The organism is Pseudooceanicola aestuariicola (assembly GCF_045763785.1).
In the GTDB taxonomy this organism is placed as follows: domain Bacteria; phylum Pseudomonadota; class Alphaproteobacteria; order Rhodobacterales; family Rhodobacteraceae; genus Pseudooceanicola.
Genome location: NZ_JBJGSF010000001.1, coordinates 1001026 through 1015776, shown reverse-complemented (window position 1 = coordinate 1015776; position 14751 = coordinate 1001026). Strand labels below are relative to the sequence as shown.

Sequence of the window (14751 nt, the reverse complement as noted above, 5' to 3'; positions counted from 1 at the left end):
CGACCAACAGATAGAGGGAAGCCGCTCACAATGTCTCAAGCTTTGCCAGAGGTCGGTCAGACCGCCCCCGATTTCACCTTACCACAGGACGGTGGAGAGCCGGTTACCCTGTCGTCGCTGAAACCCGCGCCGGTGGTCTTGTTCTTTTATCCTAGGGACGACACGCCCGGCTGCACGACCGAAAACAAGGATTTTACCGCCATGGGCGACCAGTTCGCCACTGCGGGCGCGGTGTTGCTGGGCGTGTCGAAGGACACGGTGGAGAAACACGCGAAATTCCGCGCAAAGCACGATCTGACGGCGATCCTTTTGTCGGATGCCGAAGGCGATGTCTGCGAACGCTATGGCGTCTGGGCCGAGAAAAAGATGTACGGCAAGACCTTCATGGGCATCAACCGCGCGACGTTCCTGATCGATGGCGAGGGTAAGATCGCGAAGGTCTGGCCCAAGGTGAAGGTCGCCGGTCACGTCGAAGAGGTGCTGGACGCGGTTCGAGCGCTGTAGGTCCGCGCCCCATGCCCCAGACCCTTGCAGAGATGGCGGTAGAGGTTCTAACCACTGCCGATGGACGTGCGAAAACCGCGCTGGCGCATAGACATGCCGCTGCATGGCGGGCGTATCGATCGGGCGACGGGCCGGATATTGCGATTGGCACGGCCTTGCCCCCGCTAAAGCCCGCGCGCCCGGACAAGCCCGAGCTGCTGGACCCGCGCGACGTGCCGCGCCGCCGTCCCGGCAGCCTGAAAGGGCAGATCGCCATCCTGCACGCCGTGGCGCATATCGAATTGAACGCGGTCGATCTGCATTGGGATATCATCGCGCGGTTTTCGCATCTGGACTGGCCCTTGGGGTTTTACGACGATTGGGTGCAGGCCGGGGATGAAGAAGCCAAGCATTTCAATCTGGTGTGCGACTGTCTTGAAGCGCTTGGATCGTTCTACGGCGACCTGCCGGCGCATGCGGGCATGTGGCGCGCGGCCGAAGACACGGTGGACGACATCTTTGGCCGGCTGGCCGTTGTGCCCATGGTGCTGGAGGCGCGCGGGCTCGATGTGACGCCGGGGATGATCCAGATTTACGAAAAGGCGGGCATCACTCAAGCGGTTGAGGCGCTGAAGGTCATCTATTCCGAAGAAGTGCACCACGTCGCCTATGGTTCCAAGTGGTTTCACTGGATGTGCGGGCGCGATGGGCTGGACCCCAAGCCTGCGTTCCACGATCTGGTGCGCAAATATTTCCACGGCGCGCTTAAGCCGCCGTTCAACGAAGAAAAGCGGGCCGAGGCTGGATTGCCGCCGGATTTCTATTGGCCCTTGGCGGATCAGACCCCTCCGAAAGGATAGGAAAAGGGCCGAAAAACCGTGGCGGATGGGACTCACCTTCGGCGAAAATCCGCCAAATCGGCGAAAAATCTCCTGATTTCAGGACTTCACGGCCAAATAGCTTGCCCGGTCTGACCCGGTTCGTTAACACCTCTCTAAACCGCACCACGGGGACATAAGGTGCTGTTTAAATAGGGAAACGGGACAGAGGACGGGTCAGTTGCGGACACGACTTGCTATTCGTGCACATGCTTTGTTGGAAAAGCACTTTCCTGAAAGACGGCTTTTCCTGCGGTCCGACACCGACACTCGGTTCATCCGACTAAAACCCCTGACACAGTTGATCGCCTTCTCCGGCTCTGCCGCAGTGGTGGCCTGGACGATCATTGCGACCGCTGTGCTGCTGATCGACTCGATCGGGTCCGGCAACTTCCGTGAACAGGCGAAACGTGACCAGCGCGTCTACCAACAGCGCCTGAACGCTGTGGCCGAAGAACGTGACATGCGCGCCGAAGAGGCCTTGGCCGCGCAGGAACGCTTTAACTTTGCGCTGGAACAGATTTCGGTGATGCAGTCGCAACTGCTGGATGCTGAAACCCGCCTGCGCGAGGCTGAAACCGGCCTTGGCGTTGTGCAATCCACCCTGCGCCGCACGATCAAGGAACGCGATACTGCGCGCGAAAAGGCTGGCATGCTGACCGCGCAGTTGGACGACAGCGATGCGCCCCTGCCCGGATCGACCGCCGCAGCCGTGAACAAAGAAGCGCTGGAATTCATGACCGCCGCGCTGGCCCAGACCGCGCAGGAACGCGATCAGGTGACCGCCGACGCGCAGGACGCCTTTAACGATGCCGATGATCTGCGCCAGCAGATCGCCATGATGAACGACCAGAACGACCGTATCTTCCGCCAGTTGGAAGAAGCGATGTCGGTGTCGATCAAGCCGCTGGACAAAATGTTCCGCAGCGCGGGCATGAACACCGACCGTATTATCGAACAGGTGCGCCGCGGCTATTCCGGTCAGGGCGGCCCGCTGTCTCCGATCACGCTGTCCACCATGGGGGATGAGCCGTCGCTGGACGCCAGCCGTGCCAACCGCATTCTGGACCAGATGGACCGGATGAACCTGTACCGCATCGCCGCCGAAAAAGCGCCCTTCGCTGTGCCGGTTAAGGCCAGCTATCGCTTTACCTCGGGTTTTGGTTATCGCCGTGACCCCAAGAACGGTGGACGCCGGATGCATTCGGGCGTGGATTTCGCGGGCCCCGTCGGCACGCCGCTGTATTCCGCCGGTGACGGTGTTGTGACTCATGCGGGCTGGCAATCCGGCTATGGTCGTCTGGTCAAGATTCAGCACCAGTTCGGGATCGAGACGCGCTATGCCCATATGTCACGCCTTCGGGTGAAGGTTGGACAAAGAGTCTCGCGCGGGGACCGGATCGGTGATATGGGGGCATCCGGACGGGTGACCGGCCCCCACCTGCATTACGAAGTTCGCGTCGGGGGCAAAGCTGTTAACCCGATGATCTATATCAAGGCTGCTAACGATGTTTTCTAAAAGCAAAATCAACGAACCCGGTCCCAAGGCCAGCGATACGTCCCCGGCATCTGCTCCGGCGTCCGATTCCATTCCGTCCAAGACCGCTACGTCGGACTTCAAACCCTCGGCCCCAAAGGCCAAACCTGCGGCGTCTGTCCTTTCGGCCGATCTGCACGTGACGGGCAACCTGAAGACCACCGGTGATATCAACATCGAAGGCACGATCGACGGTGACATCCGCGCACATCTGCTGACCGTCGGCGAAAGCGCCACCATCCGCGGCGAAATCATTGCCGATGACGTCGTAATCAACGGCCGCATCGTGGGCCGTGTGCGCGGCCTGAAGGTGCGCCTGACCTCGACCGCGCAGGTCGAAGGCGACATCATCCACAAGACCATCGCCATCGAAAGCGGTGCGCATTTCGAAGGGTCGGTCCAGCGTCAGGACGATCCGCTGTCCGGCAACAAATCCAAGGCGTCTGCCCCGGCGGCTTCGGCGCCGACCGCGGCTGCACCGTCCCCTGCCCCGGCGTCCAAGCCGGCAACTGGCAGCACCGACAGCTAGGTCTGCTCCGGGGCGCGACCCCGGATAGCAAAGTTTCAGACCCCGGACCTTCGGTTCGGGGTTTTTCTTTGGGCCAGGGTGGATTTCGGGATCGGGCGGATATAGCTGAAGCCAGAGAGGACGACCTCCCCCATCCTGGGAAACCGCACGGGACGGCCCGCAGATTTGCAGGACCACCATGCGCAGTACCTTTGACCGTATCCGCCACGCCCTATTGTTTGAACTGATTGGCCTAATGCTGATCGTGCCGATCGGCTCGCTGCTGTTCGGGCTTCCCTTTCACCACATCGGCGTCGTGGCGCTGTTCACGTCGCTGCTCGCGACGGGGTGGACCTATCTGTACAATCTGGGGTTCGACCGCCTGTTGATCCGCAGACGGGGGCACGCGCGCAAGGGCGTCGGGCTACGGGTGCTGCATTCGCTGTTGTTCGAACTGGGCCTGCTGGTCGTCACCCTGCCCTTCATCGCCGCCTATCTGGGCATTGGCCTGTGGCAGGCGTTGATCATGGACGCGGCGATTGTCGTTTTCTACTTGGTCTACAGCTTTGCCTATAACTGGGCCTACGACGCGCTGTTTCCGCTGCCGGATCAGGCCTCTAGCTCGGCGTCCCAATACAGGTAATCGATCCAGCTTTCATGCAGGTGGCCGGGCGGGAATTTGCGCCCCATGTTGCGCAGCTCTTCCGCGCCGGGGGCGCGTGGGGGCTTGCGCAGGCTCATGTTGGCACGGCGCAGGGATTTCGACCCTTTGCGCAGGTTACACGGGCTGCAAGCCGCGACGACGTTTTCCCATGACGTGATCCCGCCGCTGGCCCTTGGAACCACATGGTCAAAGGTCAGATCGCCCTTGGCCCCGCAATACTGACAGCGGAATTGGTCCCTTAGAAATAAATTAAAGCGCGTGAAGGCCACGCGCTTTTGAGGTCTTACATAATCTTTCAGAACGACGACCGACGGTATCCGTATTTCGGTACTCGGGCTTCGGACATAGGCGTCATATTCCGCCACGATGTCCACCCTGTCGAGGAAGGCCGCCTTGACCGCCTCCTGCCATGGCCAAAGGCTGAGGGGGTAGTAGGATAACGGTCGATAATCCGCGTTCAGAACCAAGGCTGGATGCTGCTTTAAAGCGGCTGGTTCCCGTACGAAGTCCGTTCTGAAATCACCGTCCATCTGCGCAACCACTCCCGCCCGGTCTGCCCTTGTTGGCGCCAGGGCGAGGTAAACCGCCCCTGCCTTATATCAACTATATATCGGGTCTGACACAAGACAAGCCCCCGATATGCAGCTTATCCACAGGGCTAGTCGGATTCCGTGACACTGCCGTGACAATGGGCAGTTTCGACCACCCGACAGCAAGACAATGTGGGACGTGCGGCTGTTACGGATCAACCGGCAGTGCGTCGACGACAAATGCATTCAGGGTGGAGCCTGAGCGGCGCAAAACAGCGAGCTTTTGAAACGCGTCAGAAGCCCAGAAATCCTGTGCGTGCTGGCGGTCCGGAAACTCGATGATAAAGGCGGCGTCGGGCAGCGGGTCATCGCCTTCCAGCCCGGCAGGATCGCCGCCACGTACGATGAACCGTCCCGAATGCGCGGCAACGACCCCCGGGATCGCCTTGAAATACTCGTCCATCCAGTCGCGGCTGTGGATTTGCATCCGTCCGATCACATAGGCGGTCATTGGCTTTTCCTTTTCAGCAGGTTCCGCCCATACTGGGCGACGACCCGCAGATAAAGCAACACCCCGCCTTGGATTACCTCCACCGGTTTTTGATCCGATCCAATGCAGTAGACTGCGCACCGATCAAGCCGCACGATGTCCGGAGGAACAGGATGACAGACAAACCAAAGATCGAAGGGCTTTTGGAGGCCGCGCTTTATGCAGAGGATCTGGACGCAGCCGAACGTTTTTACGGCGGCGTCCTAGGTCTGGAGCAGATCGCCCGCGTCGAAGAACGTCACGTATTCTACCGCGTCGGCCAGATGGTTCTGCTGATATTCAACCCTACCCAGACTGTTCTGGGGTCTACCAGCACTCAGATGCCCGTCCCGGCGCATGGGGCGCATGGACAGGGCCACCTGTGTTTCCGCGCCAGCGCGCCACAAATAGCAGCATGGTGCGACGCGCTGACCGCTGAAGGGGTCGCGATTGAAGCGGATTTTCATTGGCCCAATGGGGCGCGATCAATCTACTTCCGCGACCCGGCGGGCAATTCGCTTGAATTGGCCGAGCCGCGTTTGTGGTTCAATCAATAGTACAGAGCAACGGGCGTAAGGCCGCATTGATCAGATCTACAGGTCCTTGATCCGGTCGGGTTCGATCATCTTCAACTGACGTTTCGACACGCCCAAAGGTGCCATGCGTTCGCCGTGGGCCTTAAAGTTCGGGTGAGCCGAATGTTCGCGTAGGCAGTCCTTGTCTTCCCATTCCTCGTAGACACGGAACAGGTTGGGCTGATCGACGCTTTGCCAAAACCGGTATTCGATGCAGCCGCGTTCGGTTTTGCAGTTCTCGGCCGCTAAGGCAAAGTTGGCTTTCGCCTGCTCTTCGTTGCCCTCAGCGACTTCCATCGTGCCGGTGATGATGATCATGGTTTCTCCTCCTGAAATCGGGCGCAGACTTCCACGAACCGACCGCAGGGTAAAGAGACTTACTGACCGATCAAAGACCGCATTTGTCCCGCATGAAGGCCAGCGCCACGGACAGACCGTCAGGGGCGATCCCGTGGGCAGTGCCTTTCATGACGTGGGCGTAGACCTCTTTCCAGCCCGCGCCCTGCAGCGCCTCGGCCGCTTGGGGCAGCGATTGCGGCGGCACCACGTCGTCCTGATCCCCGTGCACCAGCAGGACGGGCGGACGGCTGATGGCTTCGTCTTCCAGCAGCTCGGGCTTCAGCAAGCGGCCCGAAAAGGCGACGATCCCGGCCACTTCGTCTTCGCGGCGCGGGGCGACGTGCAGGGACATCATCGTGCCCTGAGAGAAGCCGAACAGAACGACCTGCTCTGGCAAAACGTCTTCATCCACCATCAGCGCATCGAGGAAGGCGTTCAGGTCTTCGACCGCTTGGGCCATGCCTCGCTCTGCCTCTTCCTCAGATGACCCGTCCAGCCATGGGATCGGGAACCATTGGTAGCCAAAGGGCGCGCCCGGCACCGATTCCGGCGCGTCGGGCGCGACGAAAAGCGTATCGGGCAGGTGTTCGCCCAAAGGATCGGCAAGCCCCAACAGGTCGGCACCGTTGGCCCCGTATCCGTGCAGAAAGACCACGACGGACCTTGTGGTGCCGGAGACCGGCTCTTTGCGTTCGGCGTTCAATACTCGGGTCATAGGGTCCCTTCCCTCTGTTTTTCGGCCCTGTAGAACTCCCACAGATAGCGGGCGGCAACGGCCCGCCACGGGGACCAGCGCTGTGCCATCTGGCGCAGGCCGCGTTCATCCGGGCGTTGGTCTAGGTGGTAGAGGATGCGCGCCGCCTCCTGCAAGGCCAGATCTCCGGCGGGCAGGATATCGGGGCGTCCCATGGCAGACAGCAGGTAAAGTTCCGCCGTCCACGTCCCGATGCCTTTCAGCGCGGTCAGGCTGGCAATCGCAGCGTCGTCTGGCAGGTGGTCCAGCGCGTCGAAATCGGTTTCAGATGTGGCCAAAGCCAGCGCATATCTGATTTTGGGCCGGGAAAACCCGATGCTTCGCAGGCCATCTTCGCCCGCCTCAGTCACGGCATTAGGCGTGGTCAACCCTGCGGTTTCGACCCGCGCCCAGATCGCAGCGGCAGAGGCGGTGGACACCTGTTGCCCGACAATAGCCTGTAGCAACGTGGCGAACCCCTGCGGTTTGCGGCGCAGTGGTGGAGTCAGATCGGACAGGCGGGCAAAGGTGGGGTCCAGCCGGACCAGTTCGGTGAACCCTTCGGAGATATCCTCTGTGGTCTCGATCAGGATCATGCGTGCCGCAAGGCCCAGATCAGCGCCTCTTCGGCAGTGGCGACGGTGTCGATGCCGTTGGGCAAAGGCGGACGGGCAATCATGGCGACGGGCAGCTTCAAATGCCGGGCCGCGATCAGTTTCGTGGCCGAAGATGCCCCGCCCGCATTCTTGGTCACCAGCCAGTCGATGGCGTGGTCCTGAAACAGCGCGACCTCTTCCTGCAAGGGAAACGGCGGCTTGCCAAGGACACTGATCCATCCATCCGGCAGATCGCCCGGCGGGTCGATACTGCGGATGACGACCTTGCGCCCTGACAGGCCTGCGTAACGCGGCAGGTCTTTCCGACCGACAGACAGAAAGATTGCCGCGCCTTCGGGGATGAGTGACGCAAGTGCATCCGGGTCCGGCAGGTCGTGCCATTGATCCCCCTCGCCCGGCTCCCACGCGGGTCGGTCTAGCCGTAGGTAGGGAATGCCCCGGTCCGCACAGATGCGGGCCGTTCGGTCAGTGATCCGCGCGGCAAAGGGGTGTGTGGCGTCGATGATTGCAGTGGGCTGTGTCTCGTCCAGATACGCGGCGAACCCGGCATCCCCGCCAAAGCCCCCGACACGCGAGGGCAAGGGCATCGCGTCTATCTGCGCCACGGCCCCCGCAACACTGGCCTGCGCGTCGACGCCCGCCTTGGCCAAACGCCGCGCAAGATCGCGCGCCTCTGCCGTTCCAGCCAGCAACAGGATCATGCTGCCCCCATGCTTACGCCTGCCCCACGATATTACCCGCGCGGTCGATGGCGATAATGTCGACCTGCGCATCGGGCACCATCGCCTGCGCCTTGGCCCTAGCCTGCGTCACAACCCAATCGACCAACGCTGCGCCCACCATCTGATGCACCTCCATCACCGTATTGGCCTGCGCCACCTGAGGCTGGCCCAAGGCCTGCGCCAATGCCTCGAAATCCACGGTCGAGCGACCGGAGTGCAAATCCACCGCCCCCTGCGCCAACTTGGTCAGCTTGCCCAGACCGCCGCCGATGGTGATCCGATCGACAGGATGTCGGCGCAGGTATTTCAGCATCCCGCCCGCAAAATCGCCCATGTCCAGCATCGCCATGTCCGGCAGGTCATAAAAGGCCTGCACCGCCTTCTCAGAGGTCGCCCCGGTACAGCCCGCCACATGGGTCAGCCCCCCTGCGCGCGCCACGTCGATACCCCGGTGGATCGAGGCGATCCACGCCGCACAGGAAAACGGCCGCACGATGCCAGTGGTGCCAAGGATCGACAGACCGCCCTTGATACCCAGACGCGGGTTCCACGTCTTGTCGGCCAGCGCCTCTCCGCCCGGAACGGAAATCGTGATCTCTATGTTTGCCGGACGCGCTTCACGATCTGCCAGATCGGCGACCACCGCCTGCATCATCTGGCGCGGCACGAGATTGATCGCCGGCTCTCCGGGTGCGATCGGCAGTCCGGGGCGGGTCACTATGCCCACGCCTTCGCCCGCACGAAAGGTGACGCCCTGTCCCGTCTCTTCGACCCGCGCGATGATCAACGCGCCATGGGTCACGTCGGGATCGTCCCCCGCGTCCTTGATGATCCCGGCTTCGGCCCAGCCGTCGCCTCGCTTTCGGTGAGCAATGGCGAACTCCGGCTTCTCACCTTTGGGCAGCGTAATCCGAACTGACGCGACCTCTTCCCCGCGCCACAGCGCAATCAGCGCGGCCTTGGTGGCGGCGGTGGCACAGGCGCCTGTGGTCCAGCCGCGGCGCAGGGGTTTGGGGGCATCAGTCATCGGCGCCACAATGGCCTGAGGTGCGGCGCGAGACCAGAGGGCGGATGCCTCCGGCGGGAGTATTTCTGGAAAGATGAAGCCCGGGCCGACCTGCCCACCCCGAAGCGTCCGCAATCAGACAAAAGCCGCGTCCCTTCTTCTTCTGGTCAGAAATACCTCGGAGAGCGCGAGAGGCAGAGCCTCTCGTATGGGCCGCAGGACCGTTTTCCCGAACCGTCATAGCGCAGGGATGTCACCTTCGGCGCGGCCGTCGTGGAAGGCCTGTTCCCAATCTGCGAAGGTGCCCGACGCGATGGCATCGCGCATGCCAGCCATGATGTCCTGATAATATTGCAGGTTATGCCATGTCAGCAGCATACCCGAGATCATTTCCTGCGCCCGGAACACATGATGCAGATAGGCGCGGGAATAATTGCGGCAGGCGGGACAGGAGCAGTTTTCATCCAATGGCCGCGGGTCGTCGGCGTGGCGGGCGTTCTTGATATTCACCACGCCTTTGCGCGTGAACGCCTGCCCCGTCCGGCCCGAGCGGGAAGGCAGAACGCAATCCATCATGTCCACACCGCGTTTCACCGCGCCCACGATGTCATCGGGTTTACCGACGCCCATCAGGTAGCGCGGCTTATCCTCGGGCAGTTGATCGGGCGCATAGTCGAGGCAGGCGAACATCGCCTCCTGCCCCTCGCCCACGGCCAGACCGCCGATGGCGTAGCCTTCAAAGCCGATCTTGGTCAGCGCCTTGGCGCTCTCGGCCCGCAGGTCTTCTTCCAGCCCGCCCTGTTGGATCCCGAACAACGCATAGCCGGGGCGATCGCCAAAGGCCTCGCGGGAGCGTTCGGCCCAACGCATGGACAGGCGCATCGACTCTTCGATCCGGGCGCGGTCGGCGGGCAGCGCGGGGCATTCGTCGAAACACATCACGATGTCGGAGCCGAGCAATCGCTGAATCTCCATCGAGCGTTCGGGCGACAGCATGTGTTTCGACCCATCGATATGGGATTTGAAGGTCACGCCGTCTTCGGTCAGTTTTCTAAGCGATGCCAGTGACATCACCTGAAACCCGCCCGAGTCTGTCAGGATCGGCTTTGACCAGTTCATGAACTTGTGCAGACCACCAAGGTTATCGATCCGTTCCGCCGTGGGGCGCAGCATCAGGTGGTAGGTGTTGCCCAGCAGAATGTCCGCGCCGGTTGCCGCCACGCTTTCCGGCATCATCGCCTTAACCGTCGCCGCAGTGCCCACAGGCATGAAGGCGGGGGTGCGGATCTCTCCACGCGGGGTGTCGATGGTCCCGGTGCGGGCCTTGCCGTCCTGGGCGTGCTTGGTGAAACGGAAACGGGTGGTCATGGCGGTCCTTCGTGTTAGGTGTGCTTGTGACGGAAACGCCCGCGATTGTGAAGATGTGGTGCTGGTCGGATCGGATTGGGCGCGCGGGGCTGACATGATTTCTGTGCTGGACCTGCGCAAAGAAATCGATCAAGGCGTCGCGACGCCTGTGACTGGCCCCCGGATCACAGCCCAAGATCAGAAGGAGCCGACATGAGTGATACGCCCGAACAAGAGCCCCTGCGTCTGGGTTGGGAAGAATGGGTCGCCCTGCCAGACCTGGGACTGCCCGCGCTGCGGGTCAAGGTCGACACGGGCGCGCGGACCTCGGCGCTGCATGCGACCGAGATCGAGACGTTCGGGCGGGCAGAGAAACCTCAGGTCCGCTTTACGGTGCATCCGATCCCCGGCCGCGAGGATCTGGTGATCCCCTGTTCCGCCGAAGTGGTGGACCGCCGCGAGGTAACATCGTCCAACGGCGAGACGGAGATGCGTTATGTGATCCGCACGCCGATGGTCGTAGGGGGCGAATCCCGCGAGATCGAGCTGACGCTGACCGATCGCCGGGGCATGCAAAGCCACATGCTGCTAGGCCGTCAGGCCTTGGGAGATAACGTCACGGTGGTGCCGGGCGAGCGGTTCTGCCAGCCGGAACTTAGCTATGACGTCTATCATTCGGCCAAGGTGCGCAAGGCCGCGCCGAACCGGGTGCTGCGCATCGCCGTGCTAAGCCGCGAGGATAATTATTCCACCCGCCGTCTGGTCGAAGAAGGCGAAGCACGCGGTCACGCGGTCGAGGTGATCGACACCACCCGCTGCTACATGGAAATCAACGCGCTTGCCCCCGGCGTGCATTACGATGGCAAGAAGCTGCCCCGCTATGATGCCGTGATCCCGCGCATTGGCGCATCAATCACCGCCTATGGCACCGCCGTTATTCGTCAGTTCGAAACGGTCGGCACCTTTTGCGTGAACGGCAGTGCGGGAATCACCGCCAGCCGGGACAAGCTGCACGCGCATCAGGTTCTGGCGCGGCATCGGATCGGGATGCCGGCGACGGCCTTTGCGAACTCTCCAAAAGATACCGGGAACCTTGTCGGGCTGGTGGGCTCTGCCCCGCTGATCCTGAAGCTGCTGGAATCCACCCAAGGGCGCGGCGTCGTGCTGGCCGAAACGCGCAAGGCTGCGGATTCGGTGATCTCGGCTTTCCGGGGGCTCAAGGCGAACTTTCTGGTGCAGCACTTCGTCAAAGAGGCGGCGGGCGAAGACATCCGTTGTCTGGTGATCGGCGGTAAGGTCGTCGCGGCGATCAAACGCACCTCTGAAGGGGGCGATTTCCGGTCGAACCTGCACTTGGGCGGGAAGGCCACGCCCGTGCGGATCACCAAGGAAGAACGCGAAACCGCGCTGCGGTCCGCCAAGGCCTTTGGGCTGAACATGGCGGGCGTCGATCTGCTGCGGTCCGAGACGGGGCCCAAGGTGCTGGAAGTGAACTCTTCTCCCGGTTTCGAGGGGGTCGAGAAAGCCAGCGGCAAGGACGTGGTCGCCCCGCTTTATGACCAGATCGAAACGCGGGTGCGGCCCGCGCCTGTGCCACGGCGCAAAACGCGGGGTGGGTCGGCAAGCTGAGCTTGCCCTTCCCGTGAACTGCAACAGGGTTGAGAGGCCACAGCCTCTGGACCTCGGCGCGGCTAAAACCTATATATTCGCTCAGGAACAAGGCAGGACGACATGAGCGACCAACAAGAGCCAATGGAAGGCGCGCCCCTGATCGCGCCATCAACGACGGACCACCCGCTGTACGACGCGGTGCAAGACGCGTGCCGGACGGTCTATGACCCTGAAATTCCTGTGAATATCTATGACCTTGGCCTGATCTACACGATCGACATTTCGCCCGAAAACGAGGTGAAAGTGGTCATGACCCTGACCGCCCCCGGCTGCCCCGTGGCCGGCGACATGCCCGGTTGGGTCGCCGATGCGGTCGAACCGCTGGACGGTGTAAAGCAGGTCGACGTGGAACTGACGTGGGAACCGCCGTGGGGTATGGATATGATGTCCGACGAAGCACGGCTGGAACTCGGCTTCATGTAAGGCAAGTCAAAACGGTTTCCTTTTCTATATGCAAGTGATATAGCTTGCGCGATCAGGAGGCCCGATTGCCCGCCACATCCAACATTTTGGTGATCACCGGGGATATCGTATCCTCGACCGCTCTCGACGCCGATCGGCTAGAGGCCTGTTTCGACGCGCTTCGCTTGGGCGCTGATCGGCTGGCGTCTTGGATCAAGGCCCCGGTGCCCCTGACCCGCCATCGCGGCGATGGCTGGCAGATCGCCCTCCCCGCCGCGTCGATGGCCCCCTTACGCGCCGCGCTGACCATGCGCGCCGCACTCCGCCAGACCGACAAGGCGGCGCAAAGCCGAATGGCACTGGCCTTAGGCCCCGGGGAGATCCCCGAACATGGGGATCTGAACCACGCCAGCGGAGGGGCCTTCGTCGCCTCGGGCCGGGCTTTGGATCAGCTGACGGGCTCCGCCACGATCGCAGATGCCCGCGGCGGGCCACAGGGGGCAGCGGCGGCGCTGGCCGATCACATCTCCTCGGGGTGGAGCATGGCACAGGCGCGCAGCATGCTGCCGATGCTCGCCCCCGATCGCCCGACACAGGATCAGGTGGCCCAAGACCTTGGCATCACACGACAAGCCGTCCGACAATCCCTGATCGCCGCCGGATTCCCCGCCCTGTCGCTGGCGCTGGATATGCTGGAGTCCCCATGATCGAGACCTTCATCGCCCTGTTGCTGGCCCATGTCTGCGCCGATTTCCTGCTGCAGCCCGACGATCTAGCGCAGGCCAAACAGCGCCGCGCGCCGCTGGCGCTGTTGCTGCATGGGGTCATCGTTTTGGCGACCGCCACCGCGACGCTGGCCCCTAAGGACGCCGCCGGGGTGATCCCGCTTCTGGCCCTGACCGGCGTGCACCTGTTGATCGACATCGCCAAGACGTGGGCCAACCCCACCAGCCTACGCGCATTTCTGCTGGATCAGGTGGCGCATTTGGCATCGCTGATCGCCCTTACGATCTTGATCCCAGACCTCGCCGCGACAGGCGCTTGGGGTGGGATCACCCCCTTGCCCGCCCTCATGGCCCTGCTGGCCGGGGCTGTAATCGCGACGCAGGCGGGCGGCTATGCCATCGGCCTTCTGGTGCGCCCCTACGGCCGCAGTTTTCGGGCCGAGGGGCTACCAAAAGGCGGCCAGTTGATTGGCCTTTTGGAGCGCGGGCTGATCTATTTCTTTATCCTCGTCGGCCAGCCCAGTGCCGTCGGTTTCCTGATCGCGGCGAAATCGGTGCTGCGGTTCGATGCGTCCAAACGCAAACAGAAGGCGGCGGAATACGTGATCATCGGCACTTTGGCGTCTTTTGGCTGGGCCGTCATATGCGCCTATGCAACGCTGGCGCTTCTTGAACAGGTACCACCCCTTGGCATCGGGGCCGCGCGCCCTTAGATTACAAGGGCAACAGGAGTAGTTTCGATGTTCGGCATCCCCGGCAAACAGGCCGTATCCATGACCCCCCGCGCCTCGGCGCAGATTTCCAAGCTGATGGCCCGCGACGGGCGTCAGGGCTTGCGTATCGGCGTCAAGAAGGGCGGCTGCGCTGGCATGGAATATACCATGGACTACGTGGACGAGGTCGATCCCAACGACGAAGTCGTTGAGCAGGACGGCGCGCGGGTGATGATCGCCCCCATGGCGCAGATGTTCCTGTTCGGGACCGAGATCGACTACGAAGTCTCGTTGCTGGAATCGGGTTTCAAGTTCAACAACCCGAACGTGGTCGAAGCCTGCGGCTGCGGCGAATCCATCAAATTCGCTGACGTCTGATGGCCGTCTCGGACGAGGTGCTGGAGCATGCTCTGGACCTTTTCCGCACCTTGGGGCCGATCCGCACTGGCCGGATGTTTTCCGGCGCGGCGCTTTACGTCGAAGACGACGTGATGTTTGCGATGATCGCGTCTTCGGGTACGATCTACATGAAATCCGACGCGACCACCGAACAGCAGTTTCTTGACGCGGGATCAGAACCCTTCACCTACACCCGCGCCACCGGCGACCGGCAGGTGACCTCGCTGATGTCCCTGCCCGACAGCGCGCTGGACGACGCCGACGAGGCACATCATTGGGCCCAGCTGTCACTCGGCCCGGCCCGCGTCGCGGCGGACAAGAAACGCGCAGACAAAGCTCGCAAAGCCGCCCGCAAAGCGACCTGATTATCCTC

The 14751-nt window shown here is 62.3% G+C and carries 21 protein-coding genes; 13 read left to right on the top strand and 8 right to left on the bottom strand.

The annotated features are described in order from the left end of the window. Positions 1-30 precede the first annotated feature (30 nt). From ACI3GR_RS04620 to ACI3GR_RS04600, 5 genes are all read left to right on the top strand, one after another. Positions 31-504: a peroxiredoxin gene (locus tag ACI3GR_RS04620; RefSeq protein ID WP_407492882.1), complete on the top strand. Its 474-nt coding sequence runs from the start codon at positions 31-33 to the stop codon at positions 502-504. An 11-nt stretch (positions 505-515) separates the two neighbouring features. Then, on the top strand, positions 516-1343 hold the full coding sequence (locus ACI3GR_RS04615; RefSeq protein ID WP_407492881.1) for a ferritin-like domain-containing protein: 828 nt from the start codon (positions 516-518) through the stop codon (positions 1341-1343). Positions 1344-1542: 199 nt separating this feature from the next. Next, a complete protein-coding gene (locus tag ACI3GR_RS04610) occupies positions 1543-2880 on the top strand; it encodes a DUF5930 domain-containing protein (RefSeq protein ID WP_407492880.1) in 1338 nt (445 codons plus the stop codon). Continuing rightward, entirely contained in the window at positions 2870-3427 is a 558-nt protein-coding gene (locus ACI3GR_RS04605) for a bactofilin family protein (RefSeq protein ID WP_407492878.1), read from the top strand. The genes ACI3GR_RS04610 and ACI3GR_RS04605 overlap by 11 nt, the downstream gene beginning before the upstream one ends. 178 nt (positions 3428-3605) lie before the next feature. Continuing rightward, positions 3606-4049, top strand: coding sequence for a PACE efflux transporter (locus ACI3GR_RS04600; protein ID WP_407492877.1), 444 nt, complete (start codon positions 3606-3608; stop codon positions 4047-4049). Here the strand turns inward: ACI3GR_RS04600 and ACI3GR_RS04595 are convergent. Both ACI3GR_RS04595 and ACI3GR_RS04590 read right to left on the bottom strand, forming a co-directional pair. After that, entirely contained in the window at positions 4016-4600 is a 585-nt protein-coding gene (locus tag ACI3GR_RS04595; RefSeq protein ID WP_407492876.1) for an HNH endonuclease, read from the bottom strand. The genes ACI3GR_RS04600 and ACI3GR_RS04595 overlap by 34 nt on opposite strands. 208 nt (positions 4601-4808) lie before the next feature. After that, complete coding sequence (locus ACI3GR_RS04590; protein ID WP_407492874.1) at positions 4809-5111, bottom strand: DUF1330 domain-containing protein; 303 nt, start codon at positions 5109-5111, stop codon at positions 4809-4811. A 152-nt stretch (positions 5112-5263) separates the two neighbouring features. On the opposite strand from ACI3GR_RS04590, the gene ACI3GR_RS04585 reads away from it, so the two are divergent. After that, positions 5264-5686, top strand: coding sequence for a VOC family protein (locus ACI3GR_RS04585; RefSeq protein WP_407492873.1), 423 nt, complete (start codon positions 5264-5266; stop codon positions 5684-5686). A gap of 36 nt (positions 5687-5722) precedes the next feature. Here the strand turns inward: ACI3GR_RS04585 and ACI3GR_RS04580 are convergent, their stop codons facing one another. From ACI3GR_RS04580 to tgt, 6 genes are all read right to left on the bottom strand, one after another. Then, the gene (locus ACI3GR_RS04580; RefSeq protein WP_407492872.1) at positions 5723-6022 is read right to left on the bottom strand and encodes a putative quinol monooxygenase; all 300 of its coding nucleotides are present in this window, start codon (positions 6020-6022) and stop codon (positions 5723-5725) included. Positions 6023-6092: 70 nt separating this feature from the next. Continuing rightward, positions 6093-6758 (bottom strand): alpha/beta hydrolase, encoded by a 666-nt coding sequence (locus tag ACI3GR_RS04575; protein WP_407492871.1) that lies wholly within the window; start codon positions 6756-6758, stop codon positions 6093-6095. Then, positions 6755-7372, bottom strand: coding sequence for a DNA-3-methyladenine glycosylase family protein (locus tag ACI3GR_RS04570; protein ID WP_407492870.1), 618 nt, complete (start codon positions 7370-7372; stop codon positions 6755-6757). Before ACI3GR_RS04570 ends, ACI3GR_RS04575 begins: the two co-directional genes overlap by 4 nt. Continuing rightward, entirely contained in the window at positions 7369-8094 is a 726-nt protein-coding gene (locus ACI3GR_RS04565) for a cobalt-precorrin-6A reductase (RefSeq protein ID WP_407492869.1), read from the bottom strand. The genes ACI3GR_RS04570 and ACI3GR_RS04565 overlap by 4 nt, the downstream gene beginning before the upstream one ends. A 13-nt stretch (positions 8095-8107) precedes the next feature. Continuing rightward, positions 8108-9142, bottom strand: coding sequence for a cobalt-precorrin-5B (C(1))-methyltransferase (locus ACI3GR_RS04560; RefSeq protein WP_407492868.1), 1035 nt, complete (start codon positions 9140-9142; stop codon positions 8108-8110). A gap of 216 nt (positions 9143-9358) precedes the next feature. Next, positions 9359-10489: a tRNA guanosine(34) transglycosylase Tgt gene (gene tgt, locus ACI3GR_RS04555; protein WP_407492867.1), complete on the bottom strand. Its 1131-nt coding sequence runs from the start codon at positions 10487-10489 to the stop codon at positions 9359-9361. Here tgt and ACI3GR_RS04550 point away from each other — a divergent pair. From ACI3GR_RS04550 to ACI3GR_RS04520, 7 genes are all read left to right on the top strand, one after another. Next, on the top strand, positions 10488-10685 hold the full coding sequence (locus ACI3GR_RS04550; RefSeq protein WP_407492865.1) for a hypothetical protein: 198 nt from the start codon (positions 10488-10490) through the stop codon (positions 10683-10685). The two genes, tgt and ACI3GR_RS04550, sit on opposite strands and share 2 nt — an antisense overlap. Further along, positions 10682-12097: a 30S ribosomal protein S6--L-glutamate ligase gene (gene rimK, locus ACI3GR_RS04545; RefSeq protein WP_407492864.1), complete on the top strand. Its 1416-nt coding sequence runs from the start codon at positions 10682-10684 to the stop codon at positions 12095-12097. The genes ACI3GR_RS04550 and rimK overlap by 4 nt, the downstream gene beginning before the upstream one ends. A gap of 102 nt (positions 12098-12199) precedes the next feature. Then, positions 12200-12562 (top strand): SUF system Fe-S cluster assembly protein, encoded by a 363-nt coding sequence (locus ACI3GR_RS04540; RefSeq protein WP_407492863.1) that lies wholly within the window; start codon positions 12200-12202, stop codon positions 12560-12562. Positions 12563-12627: 65 nt separating this feature from the next. Beyond that, positions 12628-13248 carry a MarR family transcriptional regulator gene (locus ACI3GR_RS04535; RefSeq protein ID WP_407492862.1) on the top strand — a complete coding sequence of 207 codons (621 nt, stop codon included), beginning with the start codon at positions 12628-12630 and terminating at the stop codon, positions 13246-13248. Further along, a complete protein-coding gene (locus ACI3GR_RS04530; RefSeq protein ID WP_407492861.1) occupies positions 13245-13979 on the top strand; it encodes a DUF3307 domain-containing protein in 735 nt (244 codons plus the stop codon). Before ACI3GR_RS04535 ends, ACI3GR_RS04530 begins: the two co-directional genes overlap by 4 nt. A 27-nt stretch (positions 13980-14006) precedes the next feature. Continuing rightward, on the top strand, positions 14007-14357 hold the full coding sequence (locus tag ACI3GR_RS04525; protein WP_407492860.1) for a HesB/IscA family protein: 351 nt from the start codon (positions 14007-14009) through the stop codon (positions 14355-14357). Further along, positions 14357-14743, top strand: a complete 387-nt coding sequence (locus ACI3GR_RS04520; protein ID WP_407492859.1) for a TfoX/Sxy family protein — start codon at positions 14357-14359, stop codon at positions 14741-14743. The genes ACI3GR_RS04525 and ACI3GR_RS04520 overlap by 1 nt, the downstream gene beginning before the upstream one ends. The last annotated feature ends 8 nt before the right edge of the window (positions 14744-14751 follow it).